The 21,444-nt window shown below is 70.9% G+C and carries 19 protein-coding genes and 2 pseudogenes; 10 read left to right on the forward strand and 11 right to left on the reverse strand.

Translation table 11 applies throughout. From position 1 onward, the window contains the following. Positions 1–23 precede the first annotated feature (23 nt). The 5 genes and pseudogenes from MRBLMI12_RS10490 to MRBLMI12_RS10510 form a co-directional block, all read left to right on the forward strand. Positions 24–290 (forward strand): DUF7218 family protein, encoded by a 267-nt coding sequence (locus MRBLMI12_RS10490; protein ID WP_363356388.1) that lies wholly within the window; start codon positions 24–26, stop codon positions 288–290. Between the two features lie 78 nt (positions 291–368). Beyond that, entirely contained in the window at positions 369–1,337 is a 969-nt protein-coding gene (locus tag MRBLMI12_RS10495; RefSeq protein ID WP_363356390.1) for a DNA topoisomerase IB, read from the forward strand. Between the two features lie 135 nt (positions 1,338–1,472). Further along, a complete protein-coding gene (locus tag MRBLMI12_RS10500) occupies positions 1,473–1,886 on the forward strand; it encodes a fluoride efflux transporter FluC (RefSeq protein ID WP_363356392.1) in 414 nt (137 codons plus the stop codon). Beyond that, on the forward strand, positions 1,883–2,260 hold the full coding sequence (locus tag MRBLMI12_RS10505; RefSeq protein WP_363356393.1) for a fluoride efflux transporter FluC: 378 nt from the start codon (positions 1,883–1,885) through the stop codon (positions 2,258–2,260). The genes MRBLMI12_RS10500 and MRBLMI12_RS10505 overlap by 4 nt, the downstream gene beginning before the upstream one ends. A 117-nt stretch (positions 2,261–2,377) precedes the next feature. Further along, positions 2,378–5,509: pseudogene (locus tag MRBLMI12_RS10510) on the forward strand (efflux RND transporter permease subunit); the annotation flags it as partial. 1,033 nt (positions 5,510–6,542) lie between these two features. Here the strand turns inward: MRBLMI12_RS10510 and MRBLMI12_RS10515 are convergent. The 4 genes from MRBLMI12_RS10515 to MRBLMI12_RS10530 form a co-directional block, all read right to left on the reverse strand. After that, positions 6,543–6,980: a VOC family protein gene (locus MRBLMI12_RS10515; protein ID WP_363356395.1), complete on the reverse strand. Its 438-nt coding sequence runs from the start codon at positions 6,978–6,980 to the stop codon at positions 6,543–6,545. A 113-nt stretch (positions 6,981–7,093) separates the two neighbouring features. Continuing rightward, complete coding sequence (locus tag MRBLMI12_RS10520; RefSeq protein ID WP_349425851.1) at positions 7,094–7,324, reverse strand: YkvA family protein; 231 nt, start codon at positions 7,322–7,324, stop codon at positions 7,094–7,096. Positions 7,325–7,417: 93 nt separating this feature from the next. After that, a complete protein-coding gene (locus tag MRBLMI12_RS10525) occupies positions 7,418–7,594 on the reverse strand; it encodes a hypothetical protein (RefSeq protein ID WP_363356397.1) in 177 nt (58 codons plus the stop codon). A 113-nt stretch (positions 7,595–7,707) separates the two neighbouring features. Further along, complete coding sequence (locus MRBLMI12_RS10530) at positions 7,708–8,856, reverse strand: flavin-containing monooxygenase (RefSeq protein WP_363356399.1); 1,149 nt, start codon at positions 8,854–8,856, stop codon at positions 7,708–7,710. A gap of 148 nt (positions 8,857–9,004) precedes the next feature. Here MRBLMI12_RS10530 and MRBLMI12_RS10535 point away from each other — a divergent pair, with 148 nt between their 5' ends. After that, on the forward strand, positions 9,005–9,331 hold the full coding sequence (locus MRBLMI12_RS10535) for a putative quinol monooxygenase (RefSeq protein ID WP_363356401.1): 327 nt from the start codon (positions 9,005–9,007) through the stop codon (positions 9,329–9,331). Positions 9,332–9,429: 98 nt separating this feature from the next. Here the strand turns inward: MRBLMI12_RS10535 and MRBLMI12_RS10540 are convergent, their stop codons facing one another. From MRBLMI12_RS10540 to MRBLMI12_RS10550, 3 genes and pseudogenes are all read right to left on the reverse strand, one after another. Continuing rightward, a complete protein-coding gene (locus MRBLMI12_RS10540) occupies positions 9,430–10,515 on the reverse strand; it encodes a DUF998 domain-containing protein (RefSeq protein WP_363356403.1) in 1,086 nt (361 codons plus the stop codon). Between the two features lie 88 nt (positions 10,516–10,603). Then, the gene (locus MRBLMI12_RS10545; RefSeq protein ID WP_363356405.1) at positions 10,604–11,224 is read right to left on the reverse strand and encodes an antibiotic biosynthesis monooxygenase; all 621 of its coding nucleotides are present in this window, start codon (positions 11,222–11,224) and stop codon (positions 10,604–10,606) included. A gap of 140 nt (positions 11,225–11,364) precedes the next feature. Continuing rightward, positions 11,365–12,054: pseudogene (locus tag MRBLMI12_RS10550) on the reverse strand (DUF998 domain-containing protein); the annotation flags it as partial. 273 nt (positions 12,055–12,327) lie between these two features. Between MRBLMI12_RS10550 and MRBLMI12_RS10555 the strand changes: the two are divergent. Then, positions 12,328–14,094 carry a DEAD/DEAH box helicase gene (locus tag MRBLMI12_RS10555; RefSeq protein WP_363356407.1) on the forward strand — a complete coding sequence of 589 codons (1,767 nt, stop codon included), beginning with the start codon at positions 12,328–12,330 and terminating at the stop codon, positions 14,092–14,094. A gap of 55 nt (positions 14,095–14,149) precedes the next feature. Here MRBLMI12_RS10555 and MRBLMI12_RS10560 read toward each other — a convergent pair whose 3' ends face one another. Beyond that, entirely contained in the window at positions 14,150–14,812 is a 663-nt protein-coding gene (locus MRBLMI12_RS10560) for a TetR/AcrR family transcriptional regulator (RefSeq protein WP_363356409.1), read from the reverse strand. 70 nt (positions 14,813–14,882) lie between these two features. On the opposite strand from MRBLMI12_RS10560, the gene MRBLMI12_RS10565 reads away from it, so the two are divergent. Then, entirely contained in the window at positions 14,883–15,842 is a 960-nt protein-coding gene (locus MRBLMI12_RS10565) for an alpha/beta fold hydrolase (RefSeq protein ID WP_363356412.1), read from the forward strand. 21 nt (positions 15,843–15,863) lie between these two features. Here the strand turns inward: MRBLMI12_RS10565 and MRBLMI12_RS10570 are convergent, their stop codons facing one another. After that, the gene (locus MRBLMI12_RS10570) at positions 15,864–16,991 is read right to left on the reverse strand and encodes an Rv2578c family radical SAM protein (protein WP_363356414.1); all 1,128 of its coding nucleotides are present in this window, start codon (positions 16,989–16,991) and stop codon (positions 15,864–15,866) included. Positions 16,992–17,111: 120 nt separating this feature from the next. Here MRBLMI12_RS10570 and MRBLMI12_RS10575 point away from each other — a divergent pair, with 120 nt between their 5' ends. Together MRBLMI12_RS10575 and MRBLMI12_RS10580 are read left to right on the forward strand one after the other, a co-directional pair. Further along, entirely contained in the window at positions 17,112–18,449 is a 1,338-nt protein-coding gene (locus tag MRBLMI12_RS10575) for a M15 family metallopeptidase (RefSeq protein ID WP_363356416.1), read from the forward strand. Between the two features lie 205 nt (positions 18,450–18,654). After that, positions 18,655–19,818 carry an acyl-CoA dehydrogenase family protein gene (locus MRBLMI12_RS10580; protein WP_363356418.1) on the forward strand — a complete coding sequence of 388 codons (1,164 nt, stop codon included), beginning with the start codon at positions 18,655–18,657 and terminating at the stop codon, positions 19,816–19,818. 87 nt (positions 19,819–19,905) lie between these two features. Here MRBLMI12_RS10580 and MRBLMI12_RS10585 read toward each other — a convergent pair whose 3' ends face one another. Together MRBLMI12_RS10585 and MRBLMI12_RS10590 are read right to left on the reverse strand one after the other, a co-directional pair. Then, the gene (locus tag MRBLMI12_RS10585) at positions 19,906–20,505 is read right to left on the reverse strand and encodes an ECF transporter S component (RefSeq protein WP_363356420.1); all 600 of its coding nucleotides are present in this window, start codon (positions 20,503–20,505) and stop codon (positions 19,906–19,908) included. Beyond that, a complete protein-coding gene (locus MRBLMI12_RS10590; RefSeq protein ID WP_363356422.1) occupies positions 20,502–21,377 on the reverse strand; it encodes a siderophore-interacting protein in 876 nt (291 codons plus the stop codon). Before MRBLMI12_RS10590 ends, MRBLMI12_RS10585 begins: the two co-directional genes overlap by 4 nt. Positions 21,378–21,444: the final 67 nt, after the last annotated feature.

The following is a 21,444-nucleotide window of genomic DNA, read 5'->3' on the forward strand; positions in this document are numbered from 1 at the left end:
GGCGGTGACCGAAGGAGGAAGCCATGCCAGGACGACGCGGGTCCAGCCTCAAGGACCGCGAGATGTACGAGGAGCTCCGCGACGAGGGGGCCTCGAAGGAGAAGGCCGCCCGCATCTCCAACGCGGCTGCCGGCCAGGGCCGCAAGACGGTCGGCCGGCGCGGCGCGAACGCGAAGGACTACGACGATCGCACCGTGCCCGAGCTGCGCAAGCGCGCCAAGGAGCTGGGCCTGAAGGGCTACTCGGGCAAGAAGAAGTCCGAGCTCATCTCGATGATCCGCAACCACTGACGACGTGGTCGCCGGTCCCGCCGCCGAGCCGGTCGGAGGCCGCTCCGGCGGGACCGGCGACCCGGGTAGCGTGAGCGGATGGCGAAACTCGTCCGCTCGCGGCCCTATGAGGATCCGGGCTTTCGCCGGCTGCGCGCGGGATCCGGCTTCCGCTACGTCGATGCGAAGGGCCGCCCTCCCGGGCCTCGACACCTCGCCCGCATCCAGGCGCTGGTGATCCCGCCTGCGTGGCAGGACGTCTGGATCAGCGCCCGTCCCGACGGGCACATCCAAGCGGTCGGTGTCGATGACGCCGGCCGCAGGCAGTACCTCTACCACCCGGACTGGACGGCGGGCCGCGACCGCGGCAAGTTCGCGCGGGCGCTCGCGCTCGCCGAGGCGCTGCCCCGCGCGCGAGCGCGGGTCACGACGTCCCTCCGACGCGACGCCCTCGACCGCGAGCGGGTGCTGGCGGTCGCATTCCGGCTTCTGGACGACGCGGCGCCGCGCATCGGGTCCGAGCGCTACCTCGCCGCGCACGGCAGTCGCGGTCTCACGACGTTGCAGCGGCGCGACGCCTCGGTGGAGGCCTCCGTGGTGTCGCTGACGTTCCCCGGCAAGAGCGGCAAGCGGCAGCTGCTCGAGATCGACGACGCGGACCTCGCCCCCGCGGTCGAGCTGCTGGCCGCGGGGCGCTCCCGCTCGCCGCTGCTCGCGTGGCAGCGCGGCGGACGCCGGGTGCCCCTCACGCCGGCCGAGGTCAACGCGTACGTGCGGTCGCTCACCGGTGGACGGTTCACGGCGAAGGACTTCCGGACCCTGCGCGGCACGATCCTCGCGGCCGACGCGCTGGCGCGCATCGGCACGGTCGACACGAAGACCGAACTCAAGCGGGCCGAGACGCTCGCGGTACGGGCGACGGCCGAGGCACTCGGCAACACACCGGCGGTCGCGCGCGGCTCGTACATCGACTCCCGCGTGTTCGCACGGTATCGCGACGGGCATCTGCTCGACCTGTCGATCACTCCCGAGTCCGCCATCCGCAGCCTGCTCCGCCCCGGCAGCTGAGCCAGCCCGGAGCAGCGGTCACCCGTCGGCTCAGGGCGCTTCTTCTCTGCGTTTCGACTCGCAAGCTCGCTCAACGACCGGTGAACGGGTTCCCCCGATCGTTGAGCCCCGCGGGCACCGGAGTAGCGTGAAGGGATGCCGCAGCCCGTCGATCCGCGCGTGCTCGGGGTCACTGTGGCGGGAGGGATGATCGGCGTACTCGCGCGCGCGCTGATCGTCGCGCCTGTCGACGATCCGGCGGCGGTGCCGTGGGTGACGCTCGGCATCAACGTCGCCGGATCGCTGATCCTCGGGATCGTGGTCGGCTGGCTCGACGACCGCCGTCCACTCGCCCGCGCCTTCCTCGGCACGGGGGTGATGGGCGGCTTCACGACCTACAGCGCGTTCGCAGTCGCGACGGCGCTGTGGGTCACCACGCCGTGGCTCGCGGCGGGGCTGGCCGCGGCATCCGTCGTCGCAGGTGTCGCGGGAGCGCTCGCCGGACTCTTCCTCGGACGCCGGATCGTGGACCGGCCGGGCAGCGTCGAATTCCCCGAGGACGCCGAGTGAGCCCGTGGCTGCTGCTCGCCGCGCTCGCCGGCGGCGTGGGCGCCGGGCTCCGCTACGTCGTCGACCGGCTGCTCACGCCGACGGGGGGCGTGCGGTTCCCGTGGGGGATCCTCGTGGTGAACGTGTCGGGGTCCTTCGCCCTCGGGGTGATCACCGGGCTCGGTGCCGCCATCGCGCCCGAACTGTCGCTGGTGCTCGGTCTCGGCCTCCTGGGCGGCTACACGACCTTCAGCACCGTCTCCGTCGAGACGGTGCTGATCGCCCAGCGGAGACGCCGGCGGGATGCCGCGCTCAACCTGTTCGGCACGCTGGCGCTCGCGGTGCTCGCCGCGGGCCTCGGACTCCTGCTCGGCGGCGGGATCGCGGCGGTCTGAGCGCGGCCTGGTTCAGGAATCTCATATGAGAACCGCATGAAATACTGACAACCGATACATCTCCGTATCGTGCGGGCTCCCGCATCCCCTGCACCACCACACCAGCGAAGGCCCCGTGTGTCGAACCTCGCCGTCCTGAGTCTCAAGAACCGCGCTCTGATCGCTCTGATCACGATCGTCGCCGCCATCTTCGGCGGACTCGCGCTCACGAATCTCAAGCAAGAGCTCATCCCCTCGATCGAGTTCCCCGCGCTCATCGTCGTCTCCACCTACCCGGGCGCGTCGCCCGAGGTCGTGAGCAACGACGTGTCGGTGCCCATCGAGACAGCGATCCAGGGCGTTCCGGGACTCGAGTCGTCGACCGCCACGAGCACCACGAACGCCTCGATCGTGCAGGCGTCCTTCACCTACGGCACCGACCTCGCGACCGCCGAGCAGAAGATGACGCAGGCGATCAACCGCATCAAGAGCCAGCTGCCCGAGGGGGTCGATCCGAACGTCATCTCGGCGAGCATCGACGACTTCCCGGTGATCCAGCTGGCGGTGACCGGCTACGACGACGAAGCGACGATCCAGGCCCAGCTCGAGGCATCCGTCGTGCCCGATCTCGAGGATGTGGCCGGCGTCAACGCGGCACAGATCGTCGGCGGCGTCGGCCAGCGCGTCACGATCACGCCTGACCAGGCGGAGCTCGCCGCGTCCGGGTACACGCAGCAGGCGATCACCGACGCGCTTGATCAGAACGGCGTGCTGTTCCCCGGCGGCGAGATCACGGAGAACGACGAGACGCTCACGGTGCAGACCGGCTCGAAGATCACGTCGGTCGACGAGATCGCGGCGCTGCCGCTCGTGCCCTCGACGGCCGAGCAGCTCCAGGGCGGCGAGAAGACCATCGCGGATGTCGCGACCGTCGCCGAGGAGGCCGACCCCGTCACCACGGTCTCGCGCGTGAACGGCGAGCCTGCCCTGACGATCGCGGTGACGAAGCTGCCCGCGGCCAACACCGTCGACGTTTCGCGTGGTGTGCTCGCCATCCTTCCCGACCTCGAGGACTCCCTCGACGGCGCCGAGTTCACGGTCGTCTTCGACCAGGCCCCTTACATCCAGGAGTCGATCGACACGCTCGCGAAGGAGGGTCTGCTCGGCCTCGTCTTCGCGGTGCTGGTGATCTTCGTCTTCCTGCTGTCGGTGCGCTCGACGCTCGTCGCGGCGATCTCGATCCCGACGAGCCTGCTCATCACCTTCATCGGCCTCCAGGCGTTCGGGTACTCGCTGAACATCCTGACGCTCGGTGCGATCACGATCGCGATCGGGCGCGTGGTCGACGACTCGATCGTCGTCATCGAGAACATCAAGAGGCATTACGTCGGCGACGCGAACAAGACGACCGCGATCCTGCGCGGCGTGCGCGAGGTCGCCTCGGCCATCACGGCGTCGACGATCGTGACGGTCGCGGTGTTCCTGCCGATCGCGTTCGTCGGCGACGTCACGGGGGAGCTCTTCCGCCCGTTCGCGATGACGGTCACGATCGCCATGACCGCGTCGCTGTTCGTGGCGCTGACGATCGTGCCGGTGCTCGCCTACTGGTTCCTCAAGCCGGGGAAGCAGATCCTCGACACCGAGGGTGCTGCGATCGACCCCGAAGACCCGGTCGCACCTCCGAGCCGCCTGCAGAAGGCGTACCTGCCGATCCTGCGCTGGACGCTCAAGCACTCGTGGGTGACGCTCGCGCTCGCCGTGCTGGTTCTCGTCGGCACGATCGCCGCCGCGCCGTTCATGAAGACGAACTTCCTGGGCGACTCGGGTCAGAACACCTTCACGATGACGCAGGACATCGGTCCGGCGCCCTCGCTCGAGGCCGAGAGCGCCGCGGCGGAGCAGGTCGAGGAGGTGCTGCTCGGCATCGACGGCATCGAGACGGTGCAGGTGTCGATCGGCTCGAGCGGCTCCGCCCTGCGCGACGCCTTCTCGGGCGGCGGCAGCGGCGTCACGTACTCGATCACCACCGACCCGGATGTCGACCAGGTGGCGTTGCGCGAAGAGGTGCAGGAGGCCGTCGCCGACCTCGACGACGCGGGTGAGATCACGGTCGCAGCCGGCGGCGGCGGCTTCGGCTCGACCGACATCGCGATCGACGTGACGGCTCCCGACTCCGAGACGCTGCAGACCGCGACGGATGCCGTCATCGCGGCCGTCGACGGCACCGACGGCGTGGGACAGGTCACGAGCAACCTCGCGGCATCCCTGCCGTACATCGCGGTGACCGTCGACCGCGACAAGGCCGCCCAGCTCGGCCTGTCGGAGGTCGCGGTCGGCGCGCTGGTGTCGAACACGATGCAGCCGCGGTCCATCGGCACGGTCGAGATCGACGACACGTCGCTGACGGTCTACCTCGCGGCGTCCGAGACGCCGGCGTCGCTCGACGAGCTGCGTCAGCTGCAGGTGCCGAGCGCCACCGGCCCGATCGCGCTCGAAGAGGTCGCGACGGTCGAACAGAGCGAGGGCCCCACGTCGATCACGACCGAGGCGGGCCAGCGCACGTCGACGGTCACGGTGACCCCGTCGACCGACGACCTCGCGACCGCTTCCGCCTCGGTGACGACCGCGCTCGCCGATGCTGACCTGCCCGCGTCGGCCGACGCGACGCTCGGCGGCGTCGTGACGCAGCAGCAGGACGCGTTCTCGCAGCTCGGCCTCGCCCTGCTCGCCGCGATCCTCATCGTCTACATCGTGATGGTGGCGACGTTCAAGTCGCTGCGCCAGCCGCTGCTGCTGCTCGTGTCGGTGCCGTTCGCGGCGACCGGGGCGATCCTGCTGCAGATCATCACGGGTGTGCCGCTCGGCGTCGCGTCGCTCATCGGCGTGCTGATGCTCATCGGCATCGTGGTGACGAACGCCATCGTGCTCGTGGACCTCGTGAACCAGTACCGCGAGAAGGGCCTCACGGCCCACGATGCGACCGTCGCCGGCGGCTCGCGACGTCTGCGCCCGATCCTCATGACGGCCCTCGCCACGATCTTCGCCCTCACGCCGATGGCGCTCGGGATCACCGGACAGGGCGGTTTCATCTCGCAGCCGCTCGCGATCGTCGTGATCGGCGGCCTGGTGTCGTCGACCGTGCTCACGCTGCTCGTGCTCCCGACGCTGTACAACCTCGTCGAGGGTGCGAAGGAGCGGCGCGCGGCGCGCCGCCGCGGTCGCGGCGACGACGACGGTGGCGACGGCGGTCCGGCTCCCGACGGCGAGGGTCCCGGCGACGGGACGGATGCCGAGGCCGAGCGTGAGCTCGTCGGCGCCGGTGTCGGCGCCGGCGTGGGCGCGGGTCTCGGTGCGGCGGGGACCGGCGAGACCGCGGGCGGCGCGGGTGCCGGTGCCGCAGGTGCGGCAGGCGTCGCGGCAGGCGTGGCAGGCGCGGCTGCACTCGAGACGCGACGCGAGCGTCGCCAGCGCGAACGCGGTGCGGTGTCAGAGGTCGCCGTGCCGGTGATCGAGGAGGGGCCCGACGTCGAGGTATCGGACTCGGCGCCCGCACCCGCGGTCGTCGACGCCGTGCCCGCGGCGTCCGAGGAGCACGTTCCGGCCTCCGCCCACGCCGACGCGCCGGTCGACGCCGACGCCGACGCGCCGGTCGACGCCGATGCCGACGCGCCGGTCGACACCGAGGCGACCGTCATCGATGCCGTGCCGACGGCTGAGCCTTCGGCCGACGGGATCGCTGAGCCGCAGGAGGACGCGGAAGCCGGCGGGCTGGATGCCACCGAGCAGGCATCCGTGACCGAGCCGGAGGCGCTCGCATCCGAGTCGTCGGTGGGTGCGTTCGGGTCCGACGCCGAGCAGCCGGAAGAGTCCGACGCGGCGATCGGGGACACGAGCGCGGCGGACACCGATGCGGCAGACGTCGCACCGGCCGGCACCGAGGGTGAGAGCGACGCCTCCGGTGAGTCCGAGATCGAGCCGGCAGAGCATCCCGAGACCGCGGCGGACGAGCCGCTCGAGGGCTCGGCCGGTTCGACCGACGAGCCCGGGCTGGAGTCCGAGCCGGAGTCCGTCGACGACGCCGAGAGCGCGGCTGGAGTCCCTGAGTCCGAATCGGAGCCCGTCGCGGACGAGGCACGTCCGTCCGAGGATGCGGAACCCGAAGCCGAGGGTTCCGAGACGGGCGAGGAGCCCGCTTCCGAACGCGATGGCGACGGCGACGACCGTCGCCACGACGCCTGACGCCGGTCTCGAACGCGTCTGACGGGGACGGTCCCGCGCCGCCTGGAGCGGGGACCGTCCCTTCTCAGTTCTTCTTCAGCTCCTCGGCGAGCATCACCAGGATGCCGCTGGGACCGCGGAGGTAGGTGAGCTTGTAGACGTCCTGGTAGGTGGCCACGCCGCGCAGCGGATGGCAGCCGTGTCTCGCGGCGATCTCGAGGGCTTCGTCGATGTCGTCGACGGAGAAGGCCACCCGGTGCATGCCGATCTCGTTGGGGAGCGTGGGCTCGGTCTCGATCGCTTCGGGATGGATGTACTCGAAGAGCTCGAGCTGGCCATGGCCGTCGGGCGTCTGCAGCATCGCGATTCTGGCGTGGTTCCCGTCGAGTCCGACGGCGGTGTCGGTCCACTCCCCGCTGACCGTGTCGCGGCCGACCACCGTAAGACCGAGGTCGGTGAAGAACGCGATGGTCGCATCGAGGTCGCGCACGGCGATGCCGACATTCTCGAGTTTGATGGCCATGCGTTGCATGCTACTCAGCACCGCCCACACGGGCTGATGGTCGTGTCGCTACGGTGAGAGCCGTGCCTTTCGCGCTCCGGCCGGCGCCAGGTGATCGGCTGGTCGTGTGCGATCTAGTGCGACGCGAGGGCGGACTGCCACCGGTGCTGCTCGCGGGCGAAGAGCACGGCGAAGATGCCCCACACGCCGAGGTCGTCGGCGAAGCCGAGTGGTCCCAGCAGCAGCTCGGGGATCAGATCGATCGGCGCGAACGTGTAGACGACAGCGGCGATCGCGACGACCCATGTCGTCGGCGCGACACGGTGCTCGCGGCGCTTGACCGCCCTGACAAACCTCCACCACATGCTCCCCAGTGTGCGCGTGCAGCACGTCGGACGGCCGGCCGAGACGGAATCGTGATCGTTCAGTCAGAAGATCCACAGCCCGTGGTCAGCGGGTCACGGCTCGCCCTGCCCCGCCTTCTCGTCCTCTTCCGGCTCGAACGTCGACGGCACGCCCGTGTGCCCCGCCGCGACCCCGTCGGGCGCGTCGGGGATCGTCCCGTCGCGTCCGAGGCCGCCGGGCTTGCGGGTGCCCTCGTCGTCGGTCTTCGGCTCTTCTGCGTTGCGATCCATCGGTTGCTCCCTTGCTCGTCATGGAAACGTACGCCGACCCGCGGGCGCACGGATCCCGGTTGACAAACGGCGGAGCACCGCGGCAATGCGCTGCGTTCCGACGGGCGACCGCGTCAGGACGTGCGGAGGTCCGCGCTTCGCAGCTCTCGGCGGATGACGCGCGCGACGACGCGCGCGTCGAGGCCGATCTGGAAGAGCTGCCCCTTCAGCGGGTTCCAGAGGCCGACGAACCGCAGCCCGTCCGTGCCGGGCGCGGACGTCCGGCCTGTCACGATCGGAGCACCACGCTCATCGAGCACACCGAGGTGGCCGATCATCGTGGTCAGCCCCGTGCTGTAGCCGGTGGCGGCGATCACGGCATCCGGCGCGAATCGGCTGCCGTCGGTGAGGACGGCCTCGGATCCGTCGAATCGCTCGAGCGAGGCGACAGGGGTGACCGAGGCGGTTCGCAGCGCCGCGACGAGACCGACGTCGATCGTCGGCGTCACGCCCGTCGACCGTGCCTGTGCGACCACGCCGGCGCGTGCGCGCGGCATTCCGTATCGGGCCAGATCGCCGAGAGTCACACGCTGCAGCAACCGGTTCACCGGGTCGACGAGCGCGGCGGGCAGAACGTCCATCGGGACCGCCATCAACGTTGTCGGAAGGGGTCCGAACTGCCGCGGGATGATGTTCGGCGGCGTCCGGATCGACAGGCGGACGTCGGCGGCGCCGTGCTCGGCGAGGTCGGCAGCGATCTCGGCACCCGTGTTGCCGGCGCCGACCACGAGAACCCGCTGACCGTCGTACGGGTGGGGGCTGCGATACGCCGATGCGTGGATGACGGAGCCGCCGAAATCCTCCTGTCCCGGCCAGTGCGGCTGAACCGGTGTATTGCTGTAGCCGGTGGCGACGACGACCTGTCGCGCCGTCAGCATGCCGGTGTCGGTGGTCGCGGTCCAACGCCCGTCTGCGCGGTCGAGGCGGCGCACCTCGGTGCGGAACTGCGGGGCGAGGCCGTGACGCCGCGCGTAGACGCGAAGGTAGTGCGCCATGTCGTCCTTGGCGACCCAGCGTCCGAACCGCCGGGGCATGCGCAGTCCCGGCAGGGCGGATTGGATGCGCGGCGTGTGCAGATGGAGCCGCTCATAACGCGCGGCCCAGGTGTCGCCGACGGCCTCGCCGCGGTCGACGATCACCGCGTCGATCCCCTGGCGCCGCAGACAGGCGGCGACGGCGAGCCCCGCAGGCCCCGCTCCGACGACGAGCACATCAGCAGACATGGTCCTCCCGAGGGGAACGTTAGCGGGGGATCCCGCGCACGTCATCACCGGCGTCGAACACGCGGGCTCACAGGGCGCATGGGGGGCACCTACACATCAACCACGATCGGCCGACCCTCTGTCCGAGCGTTGGGCTACCGTGGCACGCATGGTGTTCGCAAACGCAGGAAGTCTGGGCGCCGCACCCGGCAAGCGGGACGAGCTCGTGCGCCACCTCACGCGTCGCAGCGACCAGCTGCGCGAGGTCGGCTGCCTCCTGTACGAGGTGGGCGTGAACGACGCGGACCCCGACACGGTGTTCGTGGTCGAGCTGTGGGAGAGCGCCGAGGCCCATCGTGCCTCGCTGGCGCTGCCCGAGGTGCAGGCCTCGATCGCGGATGCCCGCCCGCTGCTCTCCGGGCACTTCGGCGGCTTCCGGTTCGACGTCATCGGGTCGCCGCTGCGCGACGACGGAACGGCTCAGGCGCCGTCCTGACGACGTCGCCCGGTGTGCGCTCGGGCCGTCGGGCGCATCAGCGCTGAGGCGCGCGGCCGTCGCGTCCTGCGCACCCGCGGGCGTGCGGACCGTCCTCGTCAGTCCTGACGGCCGGCGACGCCGAGGAAGCGGATGAAGACCGCGATCCAGCCGAAGATCAGCGCGAACACGATGATCTCGAACGCCGTCAGCGAGAAGAAGCCGACCGCGGGGATGAAGAGGACCACCGAGGCCGCCATCGCCGCGAGGAACGCCCACGACGCGACGAAGTAGGTGCGCGGCATCCCGCGAAGGAAGTTCGGCCCGCCGATGAGCAGGACGAGGAACATCGCCGCCATGCCGGATGCCGAGATGTTGTGCAGCGCGAAATTCACATCGACGGGGAAGATCCCGACGCACGCGAGCATGATGCCCATCACGACGAAGAGCACGGGGACGATGCGTGTGCCGCGCGGATTTTCGAGCACGCCGGCCGCGGCGAGCACGCGCATGTCGTTGGCGATGTAGACCGCGAAGGTCGTCACGAGCAGGCCCGCAGCGATGAGGGTGCCGTTGAACACCCAGCTCGACAGGTCGTCCTCGAAGGTGCCGAGATGACTGAAGTGGATCGTCCACCACCTCGGGTCGGGCGTCGTGACCATGGCTGTCAGCGTGCCGATCGCGATGAACGCGAGCAGCAGCGACGACATGCGCTGCGTCGTCATCGCCGAGACGGACAGGAACACGATCCACGTGGTGATGCCGAGGGTGACCGCCATCAGCACGACCGACCAGAACGTCACGAGCGGAAGCCCGATGAAGCCCATCGCGAGCACGCGATACAGCGCGTACACCGCCACGAACGCGAGCGCCGTGTGGACGATCACCACCGAGACGGTGTTGACGATGTACTTCCACGACGGCAGCGTCTGCCGCCACTCCTGTCCCGGCCGGTTCCGCGCACGCCAGTACTCGGTCGTCGAAGCAGCCGCTGCGACCACCGCCGCCCCGCACGCCGCCCACACCGCGAACGAGTCGGCCTGGCCGGCGAGCTGAAGGTCCGGTGCGAACAGCCCGACGAGGAGGCCGTAGATCGCGCCGATCGCGCCGGCGGCGAGACCGGCGTAGACCGCCTGCGACTCCGCACGGCGCCCGGGTGTCGGTGCGGCTGTCTCAGCCGGCGGCGAGGTGTTCGTGGTGCTCACGAGGTCAGAATACGACCGCGCCCGGGCGTGCGGGGCGTTCGCCGCGACACGATCTGGCGACGGTTCCCACGCTCTCTGCTCGGCTCGCTCAGGCGCCGCGCTGCAGCCAGGGGCGCAGCATCCGCGTCACCCACGGGAGAACTGCATACGTCATCACCGGGGTGAGCAGCACCGTCGAGAGCAGCACGCGGGCGATCAGCGGCCACTCCGCGAACCCCGGGACGAACCCGAGGAGCCACGACGCGAGGAGATTCGTGGGGAAGAAGCCGAGCCAGATCGTGACGGCCTGCTTCCAGCGAGGCGGGGCGGACGGGATGGGCTGCTGGACCGGTCCGGTGGCCGGTGACGGGGCGGTACCCGCATGCCGCGACTCGACGTGGGTCGCGAACGGAGCGTCGAACCAGCCTTCGATGCCGGTGCGTCGCTCGACCCTGACCTCGTTCGCGAAGGCGCGGCCGGAATCGAGCCACCACGAACGCTGCGGCGAATCCTCCCATGCCTCGAGGGTCGGGATGTCGCGGAAGCGGTAGAGCATGTACCAGAGGTCGCTGCCCTCGCCCGCGCGGACCCAGCCGGAGCCGAGGAAGCCCGCGAAGCCGGCCGCGAGATCAGTGCCGGCTTGCATCCAGCTCGTGGCCTCGGCGGTGCGGGACGGGTCGATGCGTCGTTCGATCGCGACGGTGATGGGGTGGGCCACGGGTTCTGCCATGGCATCCATTCTCGGGGCGTCCGCGCGGCGGCGCGTCGCCGGACGGCTGCGGGTGCGGGCGCCTGCGAGAGAGTGCGAGGGAGCGTCAGCAGCCAGGCGCCCATGGTGACGAACGCCACGAGCTCGAACAGCGCGAGTGTGATGAGTCCGGCGGTCAGCACGACCATGCCGGCGGCGAGCAGCGCGACGCAGATCGCGGTGGCGCGGCGGAACCGGCGGCTGCGGCCGGGGATGGCGAGACCGGTGGCGACGGTCGCGAGGAACGACAGGCCCAGGCCGGTCGCGATGAGGTCGTGCATCACGGGACTCACCGGGATCGGCACGAGGCCGACGCCGGTGAGGTGCAGGCCGGCCGAGACGATCGACCCGCGGAAGCCGCGCGCCGAGCGACGACGGATGCCGCTGGGCAGCGCGACGACGATGAACACGCCGTAGGCGGCGAGGAAGAAGCCCGAGAAGATCGCGATCGAGTTGAATGTGCGGCCCGAGAAGTCGGAGTGCGTCCCGAGCTGCGAGAAGTGGTGGTGCCACCACGTCGGGTCGTGGCTGGTGAGCAACGAGAGGAGGACACCCACGGGAAGTGAGAGCACCGCGAGTCGCCCGATGCGGTGCGCGATGAGGGTGTGTTCGACGGCGGTCGCCGTGATGGATGCGGCGTCCGGTCCCGGCGGGTCGGCGTCATCGGTGATCATCCCCGGCGTGGCGCGCGGCGCAGACGCGGCCGGCCGGTGGTTCGTGGCGCGCGGGCGCGCCGAGGAGGCGGTGGACACCTTCGCACGAAGCGGCACGACAGGACCGCTGGTTGCGTCGGAAAGGGTCGTGGAAGACATTCGACTCACGATCGGGTTCTGTTCGACGCGCCCGGATGCCGGACATCCCCCATAGACCCCGACACCGAGGCCCGCCGGCTTTGACGACAAATCCCCAGTTCAGCGGCGAACCGCTCAGTCAAACAGTATCCCGATCGGCCGAGAAAGCGCTGGCCGGGCTCTGGTTCTGATACGGATCGGTCACGTGGGTGCGCGGGTACGCTGGTGAGGTCGGCGTGTGCACGGCGCCGCGGCGGCGTCGATGCGACGCCCCGCCGATCCTGGAGGAGCCGGATGCCCAAGAACAAGAAGCCCGGCGGCGGACGCGCGGCGAAGAACTACGACCCGCGCTACAACCCCAAGAATCGGGCCGCGAGCCAGGGGCAGGACGCGAAGCGCCGCCCGGGCGACTCGTCGTCGGGCAAGCCCGGCAGCCGCAGCGCCGGACACCGGGGATTCCGTGCCGAGGAGCCCTCGACGGACGCGGGCGCCGGTCGCCCCAAGGGGCGCTGGACAGCCCAGGAGCGGGCCGGCCGCGACGAGGCGCGGTCGATCCGCACGCACGCGCGCGATGACCGTGGGCGCCCGGCTCGCTCGGACGGCGACCGCGGGCGGCCGGCGACCGGCGGAAGGACTTCGGCACCGGGGCGCGATCGCGACGGCGACGGCCGCCGTGGTCGGGATGCTGCCGCCCGCGATTCCGGTCCGCGCCGGGAATCCGCGCCACGGCGGGACGCCGCGCCACGGCGGGATGCCGCGCCACGGCGGGATGCCGCGCCACGGCGGGACGCCGCGCTACGGCGGGACGCCGCGCCCCGTGGAGGGGAGACGCCCGCACGTCGCGATGTCGTGCACGAGAAGCTCGACGCCGATGCGATCGCGCCGACCGAGGGCGGAGGCGCCACATTCGGCGATCTCGGGCTCGGCCAGAACATCGTCAAGGCCATCGCCGACCTGGGGGCGCAGCATCCATTCCCGATCCAGGCCGCGACGATCCCCGCGATCCTCGACGGACGCGACGTGCTCGCACGCGGGCGCACCGGCTCGGGCAAGACCATCGCCTTCGGCGCACCGCTCGTGGAGAGCGTCCTGCGGTCGCAGGCGGGGCAGAAGCGCGAGATCGGCCGGCCACCGCGCGCGCTGATCCTCGCCCCGACGCGGGAGCTCGCGCTGCAGATCGACGCGACGATCCAGCCGATCGCGCGCAGCGTCGGCCTCTTCACCACGCAGATCTACGGCGGCGTGCCCAAGGCGCGGCAGCTCGGCGCGCTGAAGAAGGGGATCGACATCGTCATCGGCACGCCGGGCCGCATCGAGGATCTCGTCGAGTCGCGCGCGCTCGACCTGTCGCAGGTACGCGTCGCGGCACTCGACGAGGCCGATCACATGTGCGAGCTGGGATTCCTCGAGCCGGTGCAGCGCATCATGCGCCGGACGCCCCGGGACGCCCAGCGGCTGCTCTTCTCGGCGACGCTCGACGGCGAGGTGTCGGCCCTGGTAGGCGAGTTCCTGACCGACCCCGCGGTGTACGAGGTCGCCGGCGAGACCCAGCGGTCGGGCACCATCGACCACCGGGTGCTGGTGGTCGACCACCGCGACAAGCGCGAGATCCTGCGGTCCCTCGTGGACCGCGACGGCAAGACGCTCGTGTTCACGCGCACGCGCGCGTTCGCCGAGATGCTCGCCGAGCAGTTCGACGAGGCCGGCATCCGCGCGCTGGCGCTGCACGGCGACCTGGACCAGGCCCGCCGTACCCGCAACCTCGAGAAGCTCACGTCGGGCCGCATCGACGTGCTCGTGGCGACGGATGTCGCTGCCCGCGGCATCCATGTCGATGACATCGATCTGGTGGTCCAGGCCGACGCGCCCGACGAGTACAAGACGTACCTGCACCGCTCCGGCCGCACCGGTCGGGCAGGCCGCGCGGGCACGGTCGTCACCCTCGTGACGCGGGCACGACGCGATCGCCTCGCCGACCTGCTGGAGCGCGCCGACATCGAGGCGCCGTTCGACGACGTACGCCCCGGCGACGAGCTGCTGGAGGAACTCGCCGGTCGCTGACGCGTGCGCGCGGCTCGCTCGGCGAGAGCACACGATGTCGTCGAGGTGACCGGGCTCAGGCCTCGGGAGCAGCGCCGATCGACGCGACGAGTTCGGGATCGGCGCCGAGTGCGGTGAGGCGTGCGCGCAGCGCGACCTCCGCGCGGCGGTACGGCTCGGCGCTCGAGTAGAGCAGCGAGCGGGTGTTCGCGGCCTCGAGGAACGACACCATCTCGAACGTGAGCTGCCGTGCGTCGTCGAGGAGGGGGAGCTCGCCGGCTGCCATCGCGTGCTCGATGCTCACGGTGAGGTAGTCCTCCCAGTCGCCGGACGCCGCGACGATCGCGTCGCGGACGACGCCTGGTCTGGCATCGAACTCGACGGAGGTCGCGGCGAAGAAGCATCCACCGCTGAAGACGCGGTCGCGCGAGTACGCCAGCCAGTCCGAGATCAGCGCGCACACGCGGACGAGACCGCGAGGCGTGCGCGCGCGAGCCGGCGCGACCACCCGATCGATGAACACCTCTCGCGCGGCGGCGACGACGGCGAGCTGCAACTGCTCCTTGGAGCCGAACAGCGTCGCGATGCCGCTCTTGCTGTGCCCCGAGGCATCCGCGAGTCGCCCGATCGTCAGGCCGTCGAGTCCGTCGACGGTCGCCGTGTCGACCGCGTGTGCGAGCACCGAGCGCCGTGATTCATCGCCCCGGAGGCGACGGCGATCGACGGGTGCTTGTGCCATGGCGCCAGGTTACCGTACGATCGTTCGTATTCATAAGTACGATCGTTCGTATTCATCGGATCGGAGCATCATGAATCTCGCACTGACCGCCGCAGGGGTGACCATTCGAGGCGTCGCGGCCGTCTCGCCGGAGTGGGGAGCCAGCCTCGCGATGCCGCTGTTCGGCTCCGTGGCGAAGCCACGACCCGTCCGCCCCGACGACGAGGCGACGATGTGGCGCGCCCGCCGCCGCACCGTGCGGATCGCCGGCGTGGATCGCCGCGGCGTCGACATCGACACCTATGAGTGGGGCAGCGGCACGCGCACCGTGCTGCTGGCGCACGGCTGGAACGGTCGCGCGAGCCAGTTCACGCCGCTTGTCCGCGAGCTCGTCGCCGGAGGCTGCCGAGTGGTCGCGTTCGACGCTCCCGCTCATGGCTCGTCGGCCGGCCGCCGCACCTACCTCGTCGATTGGCTCGATGTCTTCTCCGCACTGCAGCAGCGCTACCGCACCTTCGATGCGATGATCGGGCACTCGTTCGGCGGCCTCGCGACCCTCGTGGGGGTTGCCGGAGGAACGGATGCCGCGCGCGTCGTCACGATCGCCGCTCCGGCCGACGCCGACCTGCTGCTGAGCCAGTTCCAGAGCATGCTCCGCTATCCCGACGCGGTAGCGACACGGATGAGCGAACGCTTCGCGAGCCGCTACTTCCCGGGACAGTCCGATCCTTTCGCGTGGCTGTCGAGCGTGCGGCGCCCGCTCCCCGCTGACGTGCCGCTGCTCGTCATCCACGACGAAGGCGACCGCATGGTGCCGTACGCCGAGGCCGTTCGGATCATGTCGGCGCACGCCGGCGCCCGTCTGCTCGCGACGACCGGGCTCGGACACAATCGCATCCTCGTGGCGGATGCCGTGCTGGACGCCGTCCTCGAGCACGTCGAAGCGCCGTCCGCCGCTCGCACGTCGCCCGTTCCGTCCGGTGCGCGTACAGCAGCGGTCATGCCGGCAGCCGCGGCCGACGAACTGATCGCGGCATCCGTCGCCGCGTAGCGCGCGAAGCTCTGTGACTGGTCAGAACAGGCGAGCCGACGCCTCTGGGCCGGGAGTGCCGCGCGCAGGTGCCGCGCGCAGCGAGGCGGCCGCCGCGCGTCCTCGCGACGTCGTGACGATCGGCGGGGCGCTGCGCGCGTCCGCGCGATCGGCCAGGCCCGAGACCGGTGCGCCGCGCGGACTCTCGTCTTCGGCGCTCCCGTCGAGACCATGCACCCGAAGCAGGGGGCGCACGCGCTTGGCGAGCCAGGTGCGATAGGGCTTCGGAGCCGTGCTCGTCGCGCCCGGATACAGCCCTCGGTAGGACGACACGAGCTCGGGATGCCGCTCCGCGAGCCACTGCAGGAACCATTGCTTGGCGCCGGGGCGCAGGTGCAGCGCGCCGTAGACGACGCGGACGGCGCCGGCCTCCTTGATGCGGGTGAGTGCGTGATCGATCGCGGCGATGGAATCGGTGAGGTGCGGGATGATCGGCATCAGGAACACGGTGACGCGGAAGCCCGCCTCGGTCGCCGCCCGCACGGTCTCCAGCCGGGCGGTCGCGTTCGGCGTGCCGGGCTCGATGAGGTGCTGCAGCTCATCGTCGAACACCGCGATCGACATCGCGAGGGTGACGTGCACGTCGGCGGCGGCATCCTTCAGCATGGGGAGGTCGCGCCGCAGCAGCGTGCCCTTCGTGAGGATCGAGAACGGCGTCCCCGACTCCGTGAGGGCCGAGACGATCCCGGGCATCAGCTTGTACCGCCCCTCGGCACGCTGATACGGATCGGTGTTGGTGCCGAGCATCACGGGATCGCGCTGCCAGCTGCCGCGTCGCAGCTCTTTCCGCAGCACCTCCGCGACGTTCACCTTGACCACGACCTGGGTGTCGAAGTCCCGCCCCGCGTCGAGCTCGAGGTACTCGTGCGTCCCCCGGGCGAAGCAGTAGACACATGCATGACTGCAGCCGCGGTAGGGGTTCACGGTCCAGTCGAAGGGCATGGCCGAGGCGCTCGGCACGTGGTTGAGCGCCGACTTGCAGAGCACCTCGTGGAAGGTGACGCCGGCGAACTCGGGAGTGGTCACCGAGCGCACCAGACCGTTCAGCTGCTCGAGGCCAGGCAGGGCCGCGGCATCCGCCACACCCAGTTCCTGTCCCTGCCATCGCATGAATCCATGAGAACAAAGCTTCGAACTTAAGTCAAGGCAGTGATAGCTTCGAGTAGAACATCGGCGGAGCGGATGCCGCCTCGCTGGCCAAATCGCGCCGTCGCGACCAGAATGGCAGGCGTGACGGAGCCTGGCCGGCTCGCTACCCCCCGAGCCGCCCCCGAGACTCGTCGTGCCGCCCGAGCGATGCGCGAGGAGGCCGAACGGCGCGCCCGCGCGGCCGAGACCCAGCCCCCCACTGACGCATTCGTGGCCTTCGAGCTGCCCAGCGAGGAGTTCGTGCCGGCATCGGTCTCGGATGCCGCGCCGGCGGCACTGCCGCCTGACCTCCTGCCCGCCGCGCCCGCGCCCGCCGCGGCGAGCGCCTCGCCGGGGGGCGCATCGGCAGCGAGCGAAGTCCCGCCGCTGCCCCCGCGATCGCGCGGCCGTGCCGCCCGGCAGCACCGTCCCGCCTCCAGCGAGCGTCGCGCGGCCCGCGCTGCAGAGCTGCTCTCGGTCCACGAGGACGCGCTGCCGGTGCAGCACGCGCGTCCCCGCCGCGTCACTCGGCGGATCGCCGTCGTCGCCGGTCTCGCCACCGGCGCCGCGCTGCTGCTCGGCTCCGCAGCGATGACCGCCATGATGCTGCCCTCGGTCTCACCGAGCGGCGGCGCCGACGCTGCGCTGTCGATGACGGTGCAGCCTCAGCACGTCGACCAGCTTCCCGTGCCGCAGGTCGAGCAGTCGCCGCCCGCTGCCGACATCTGCGCGCTGCCCGACGTGGTGGCGGCAGTGCAGGCCGGCGATGACGAGGCCGCGATCGTCGCCGCAGGCGGAGGCGAAGCGTTCCGAGCCGCTGTCGTGGAGGGCCGCGCCCCCTGCGTGAACCTGGGCGACTCTGCGCGCACGTGGACCGTGGTCGACAAGATCCGGCCGACGAGCCCGATCGACTACCGCCCGAGCGGACTGGTGCTGCCCGATGGGGTGCGCAACGTCGAGGGCGGCGCCCTGCGCTCGGATGCGGCAGCCGCTCTCGCGTCGCTGGTCACCGGCGCGCGCTCGGCGGGAGTCGGCGAGATCGCGCTCGAGAGCGGGTTCCGGTCGTATCAGACTCAGCAGCAGACGTACGGACGCCACTTCGCCGAGCGTGGCGAGCGGGCCGACCAGGTCAGCGCCCGCCCCGGATACAGCGAGCACCAGCTGGGGCTCGCCGCAGACGTCGTCGCGTGTGCCGGCGCCTGCGGCACGCTCGACGACCTCGCGGCGACGGCCCAGGGCCAGTGGATCGCCGACCACGCGTGGGAGCACGGCTGGATCGTGCGGTACGTCGAGGGCGCCACGCCGGTGACCGGCTACCTCCCTGAGCCCTGGCACCTCCGCTACATCGGACCGCAGCTCGCGAAGGCCTACCACGACGGCGGATGGACCTCGCTCGAGGAGTTCTTCGCGCTCGACCCCGCCCCCGCGTACCTCGGCTGACAGCCTCCGCCTCTCCACCCACCGCGGCAGCGCCATGGCCGCGCGACGGGGTCAGTCGCCGGTCCGGCCGCGATGCGGCGCCCGGCTGCGGCATCCGCTCGGCTGAAACTGAGTACCATATGCGGTGAGATGCAATTCCAACCGGGGAACCATCTCCGCAGACTCGACCTCAGCGACGAGAAGACAGACGAGAGGAAGGCGCACCATGGAGCGCGACATCTACGACGAGGACCACGAGGCGTTCCGCGACGTCGTCAAGGAGTTCGTCAAGCGCTACGCGTCCGAGGAGAAGCGCAAGCAGTGGGAGGCCGACGGCGAGATCGACCGCGCCACCATGCTCGCCGCCGGCGAGGCCGGCGTCATCGGCCTGTCGGTGCCCGAGGAGTTCGGCGGCGCCGGCATGCTGCAGGACTACCGCTTCCGCTCGATCGTGCTCGAGGAGACCATCGGCGCCGGCCAGGGCTCGCTCGCGGGCGCCCTGGGGATCCAGGACGACCTGGCGGTGCCGTACATCGTGCACATGGGCACGCAGGAGCAGAAGGCGAAGTGGCTGCCGGGCATGGCGACCGGCGTGATCCTCGGCGCTCTCGCGATGACCGAGCCGGGTGCCGGCTCGGACCTCCGCGGCATCAAGACCACCGCGAAGAAGGTCGACGGCGGCTACATCGTCAACGGCGCCAAGACGTTCATCTCGTCGGGCAAGACCGCCGACATCGTCGTGACCTTCGTCAAGACGGGAGAGGGCAACCGCCCCGATGCGTTCAGCCTGCTGATCCTCGAGGACGGCATGGAGGGCTTCGACCACGGCAAGAAGCTCGAGAAGATGGGCTTCCACGGCTGGGACACCGCCGAGCTGTCGTTCACCGACGTCTTCGTGCCCGAAGCGAACCTCATCGGCGGCAAGGAGGGCCTCGGCTTCATCCAGCTCATGATGAACCTGCCCCTCGAGCGCCTCTCGATCGGCGTCGCGGCGGCCGCCGCCGGCGAGGCCGCGTTCGTATGGACCCGCGACTACACCCTCAGCCGCGAGGCGTTCGGCGAGCGCATCGCCGACTTCCAGAACTCCCGCTTCAAGCTCGCCGACATGGCGACCACGGTGGACGTGATGTGGACGTACGTCGACCGCGCCATGATGCTCTACAAGGACCAGAAGCTCACGGCCGAAGAGGCCGCGAAGGTCAAGTTCTGGACCACCGACCGCGAGGCGGAGCTGCTCGACATCGGCGTGCAGCTGCACGGCGGCTACGGCTACATCACCGAGTACCCGATCGCCCGCGCCTACCTCGATGCCCGCGTGCACCGCATCTACGGCGGCACGAACGAGATCATGCGCGACATCGTGAGCCGCCAGATCGTCGGCAAGCGCTGACGCACTCCTGAACGACGGATGCCGCGGCCCGGCCCTCTTGCGAGGGCGCGGGTCGCGGCATCCGTCGTCGTGGGCGCGGCAGGTGTCTCAGACGGGTGTCGGGCGGCGGCGGGCGAGCTTCGCGACGCCGGCCTTGCGCAGGCGGTCGGCGACGAGGATGCCGAGCGCGACACCGGCGACGCAGCTGGCGATCGTGAGCGCGAAGAACGTCACCAGCGCCCACGGCTGCATGGCCGCCAGGTTGAACGACGCCGCGGCGAAGATCGGATAGACCACGCCGACGAAGACGGCGCCGGCGTAGTACTGCCACGTGCGCCAGGAGCGGTAGAGGCAGACCAGGAACGCGAGCTCGGCGAAGAACGCCCACCACACGGCCGCGCCGAGGAACGGGAAGACCACGAGCCCCGAGATGACGCCGACGAGGATGCCGGCCAGAGGGCGTTCGAGCAGACGCAGCGCGACGGTCGCCGGCAGCAGCCACAGGCCCGCGATCGCCACCGAGACGAACGGGACGGTGGCGAAGAGCACCGTCGAGATCCAGCCGGCGCCCCAGAGCATCACCCCGCCGGCGACGCCGATCGCCGCGCAGGTCAGCAGGTACGCGGTCGTCACGCGACCCCGGTTCGACCGGGTCGGCGTGGCGGCGGGCGACGTGCGGGCATCGGACGTCCCGTCCGCGCCGCTCACGAGTGGGCCTCCGTCGTGACGCGCTGAGACTTCGGAGCGGGCGACGCGACGCCGACGCGCCAGTAGCCGCAGAAGCTCACGTGATCCTTCGACACGCCGCGCTCGCCGACGAGGAGACGGCGGCCCTCGGTCGCAAGTGCCTGCTCGCCCACGACGTACGCGTGGAACGCGGCATCCGGAAGGGAGGCGTCGCCGAGGGCCTGCAGCGCGAGGGTGCCCGGCGTCGCATCGTGATCGCGCACGATCCAGCGCACCGTGATCCCGGCGGGGCGGGGGAACTCCAGAGCGTCGTCGGCCGAGGGCACCTCGACGATCGCGAGCCCCGTCGCGTGCGAGGGCAGGGAGGCGCAGATGCCGGCGATGGCGGGCAGCCCGGTCTCATCGGCGACGAGCACGACCCTGTCGGTGCCGCGATCGGGGTTGAAGGTGAGGCCCTCGTCGATGATCACGACGCTCTCGCCCGCGCGGCACGATTCCGCCCAGCGCGACGCCGGCCCCGCCGTGCCTTCGGCGGCGGAGCCGTGCAGCACGAAGTCCACATCGATCTCGGCGCCCGTGTCGGCCGTCGCGGGGCGATAGGCCCGCACCGTGTAGTTGCGCATGACCGGACGGACGCCGTCGGGGATGCGGAGGTACTTGAGGTACCCGAACATCTTGTTCGCCTTCGCGGGGAGGCGGTCCAGTCCCTCGTCGCCGCCGAGGGGCAGGAAGAGCCGGAACCACTGGTCGTAGCCCATGGGGCGGAACCTGTCGATCTCGGCACCGCCGAGGGTGACGCGCAGCCAGTGCGGCGCGAGGCGTTCGGTGCGCAGCACCTGGAGGTGCACGAGGCCTTGGGTGTCGGGCTTGACGAGTCGGGGGACCGGTGCCATGTCAGCGCTCCATGTTGAGGACGGTAGGGGTGTTGAGGACGGCGGGGATGTCGAGGACGGCCGGAGT

Origin of the sequence: Microbacterium sp. LMI12-1-1.1 (genome assembly GCF_040676455.1) — a bacterium.
Taxonomy (GTDB): Bacteria; Actinomycetota; Actinomycetes; order Actinomycetales; family Microbacteriaceae; genus Microbacterium.

What these genes read in the sequence shown, in the direction of transcription:
- MRBLMI12_RS10490 (WP_363356388.1), top strand. Translation starts at nt 24, where the DNA reads ATGCCAGGACGACGCGGGTCCAGCCTCAAGGACCGCGAGATGTACGAG.
- MRBLMI12_RS10495 (WP_363356390.1), top strand. Translation starts at nt 369, where the DNA reads ATGGCGAAACTCGTCCGCTCGCGGCCCTATGAGGATCCGGGCTTTCGC.
- MRBLMI12_RS10500 (WP_363356392.1), top strand. Translation starts at nt 1,473, where the DNA reads ATGCCGCAGCCCGTCGATCCGCGCGTGCTCGGGGTCACTGTGGCGGGA.
- MRBLMI12_RS10515 (WP_363356395.1), bottom strand. Translation starts at nt 6,980, where the DNA reads ATGGCCATCAAACTCGAGAATGTCGGCATCGCCGTGCGCGACCTCGAT.
- MRBLMI12_RS10520 (WP_349425851.1), bottom strand. Translation starts at nt 7,324, where the DNA reads ATGTGGTGGAGGTTTGTCAGGGCGGTCAAGCGCCGCGAGCACCGTGTC.
- MRBLMI12_RS10525 (WP_363356397.1), bottom strand. Translation starts at nt 7,594, where the DNA reads ATGGATCGCAACGCAGAAGAGCCGAAGACCGACGACGAGGGCACCCGC.
- MRBLMI12_RS10530 (WP_363356399.1), bottom strand. Translation starts at nt 8,856, where the DNA reads ATGTCTGCTGATGTGCTCGTCGTCGGAGCGGGGCCTGCGGGGCTCGCC.
- MRBLMI12_RS10535 (WP_363356401.1), top strand. Translation starts at nt 9,005, where the DNA reads ATGGTGTTCGCAAACGCAGGAAGTCTGGGCGCCGCACCCGGCAAGCGG.
- MRBLMI12_RS10545 (WP_363356405.1), bottom strand. Translation starts at nt 11,224, where the DNA reads ATGGCAGAACCCGTGGCCCACCCCATCACCGTCGCGATCGAACGACGC.
- MRBLMI12_RS10555 (WP_363356407.1), top strand. Translation starts at nt 12,328, where the DNA reads ATGCCCAAGAACAAGAAGCCCGGCGGCGGACGCGCGGCGAAGAACTAC.
- MRBLMI12_RS10560 (WP_363356409.1), bottom strand. Translation starts at nt 14,812, where the DNA reads ATGGCACAAGCACCCGTCGATCGCCGTCGCCTCCGGGGCGATGAATCA.
- MRBLMI12_RS10565 (WP_363356412.1), top strand. Translation starts at nt 14,883, where the DNA reads ATGAATCTCGCACTGACCGCCGCAGGGGTGACCATTCGAGGCGTCGCG.
- MRBLMI12_RS10570 (WP_363356414.1), bottom strand. Translation starts at nt 16,991, where the DNA reads ATGCGATGGCAGGGACAGGAACTGGGTGTGGCGGATGCCGCGGCCCTG.
- MRBLMI12_RS10580 (WP_363356418.1), top strand. Translation starts at nt 18,655, where the DNA reads ATGGAGCGCGACATCTACGACGAGGACCACGAGGCGTTCCGCGACGTC.
- MRBLMI12_RS10590 (WP_363356422.1), bottom strand. Translation starts at nt 21,377, where the DNA reads ATGGCACCGGTCCCCCGACTCGTCAAGCCCGACACCCAAGGCCTCGTG.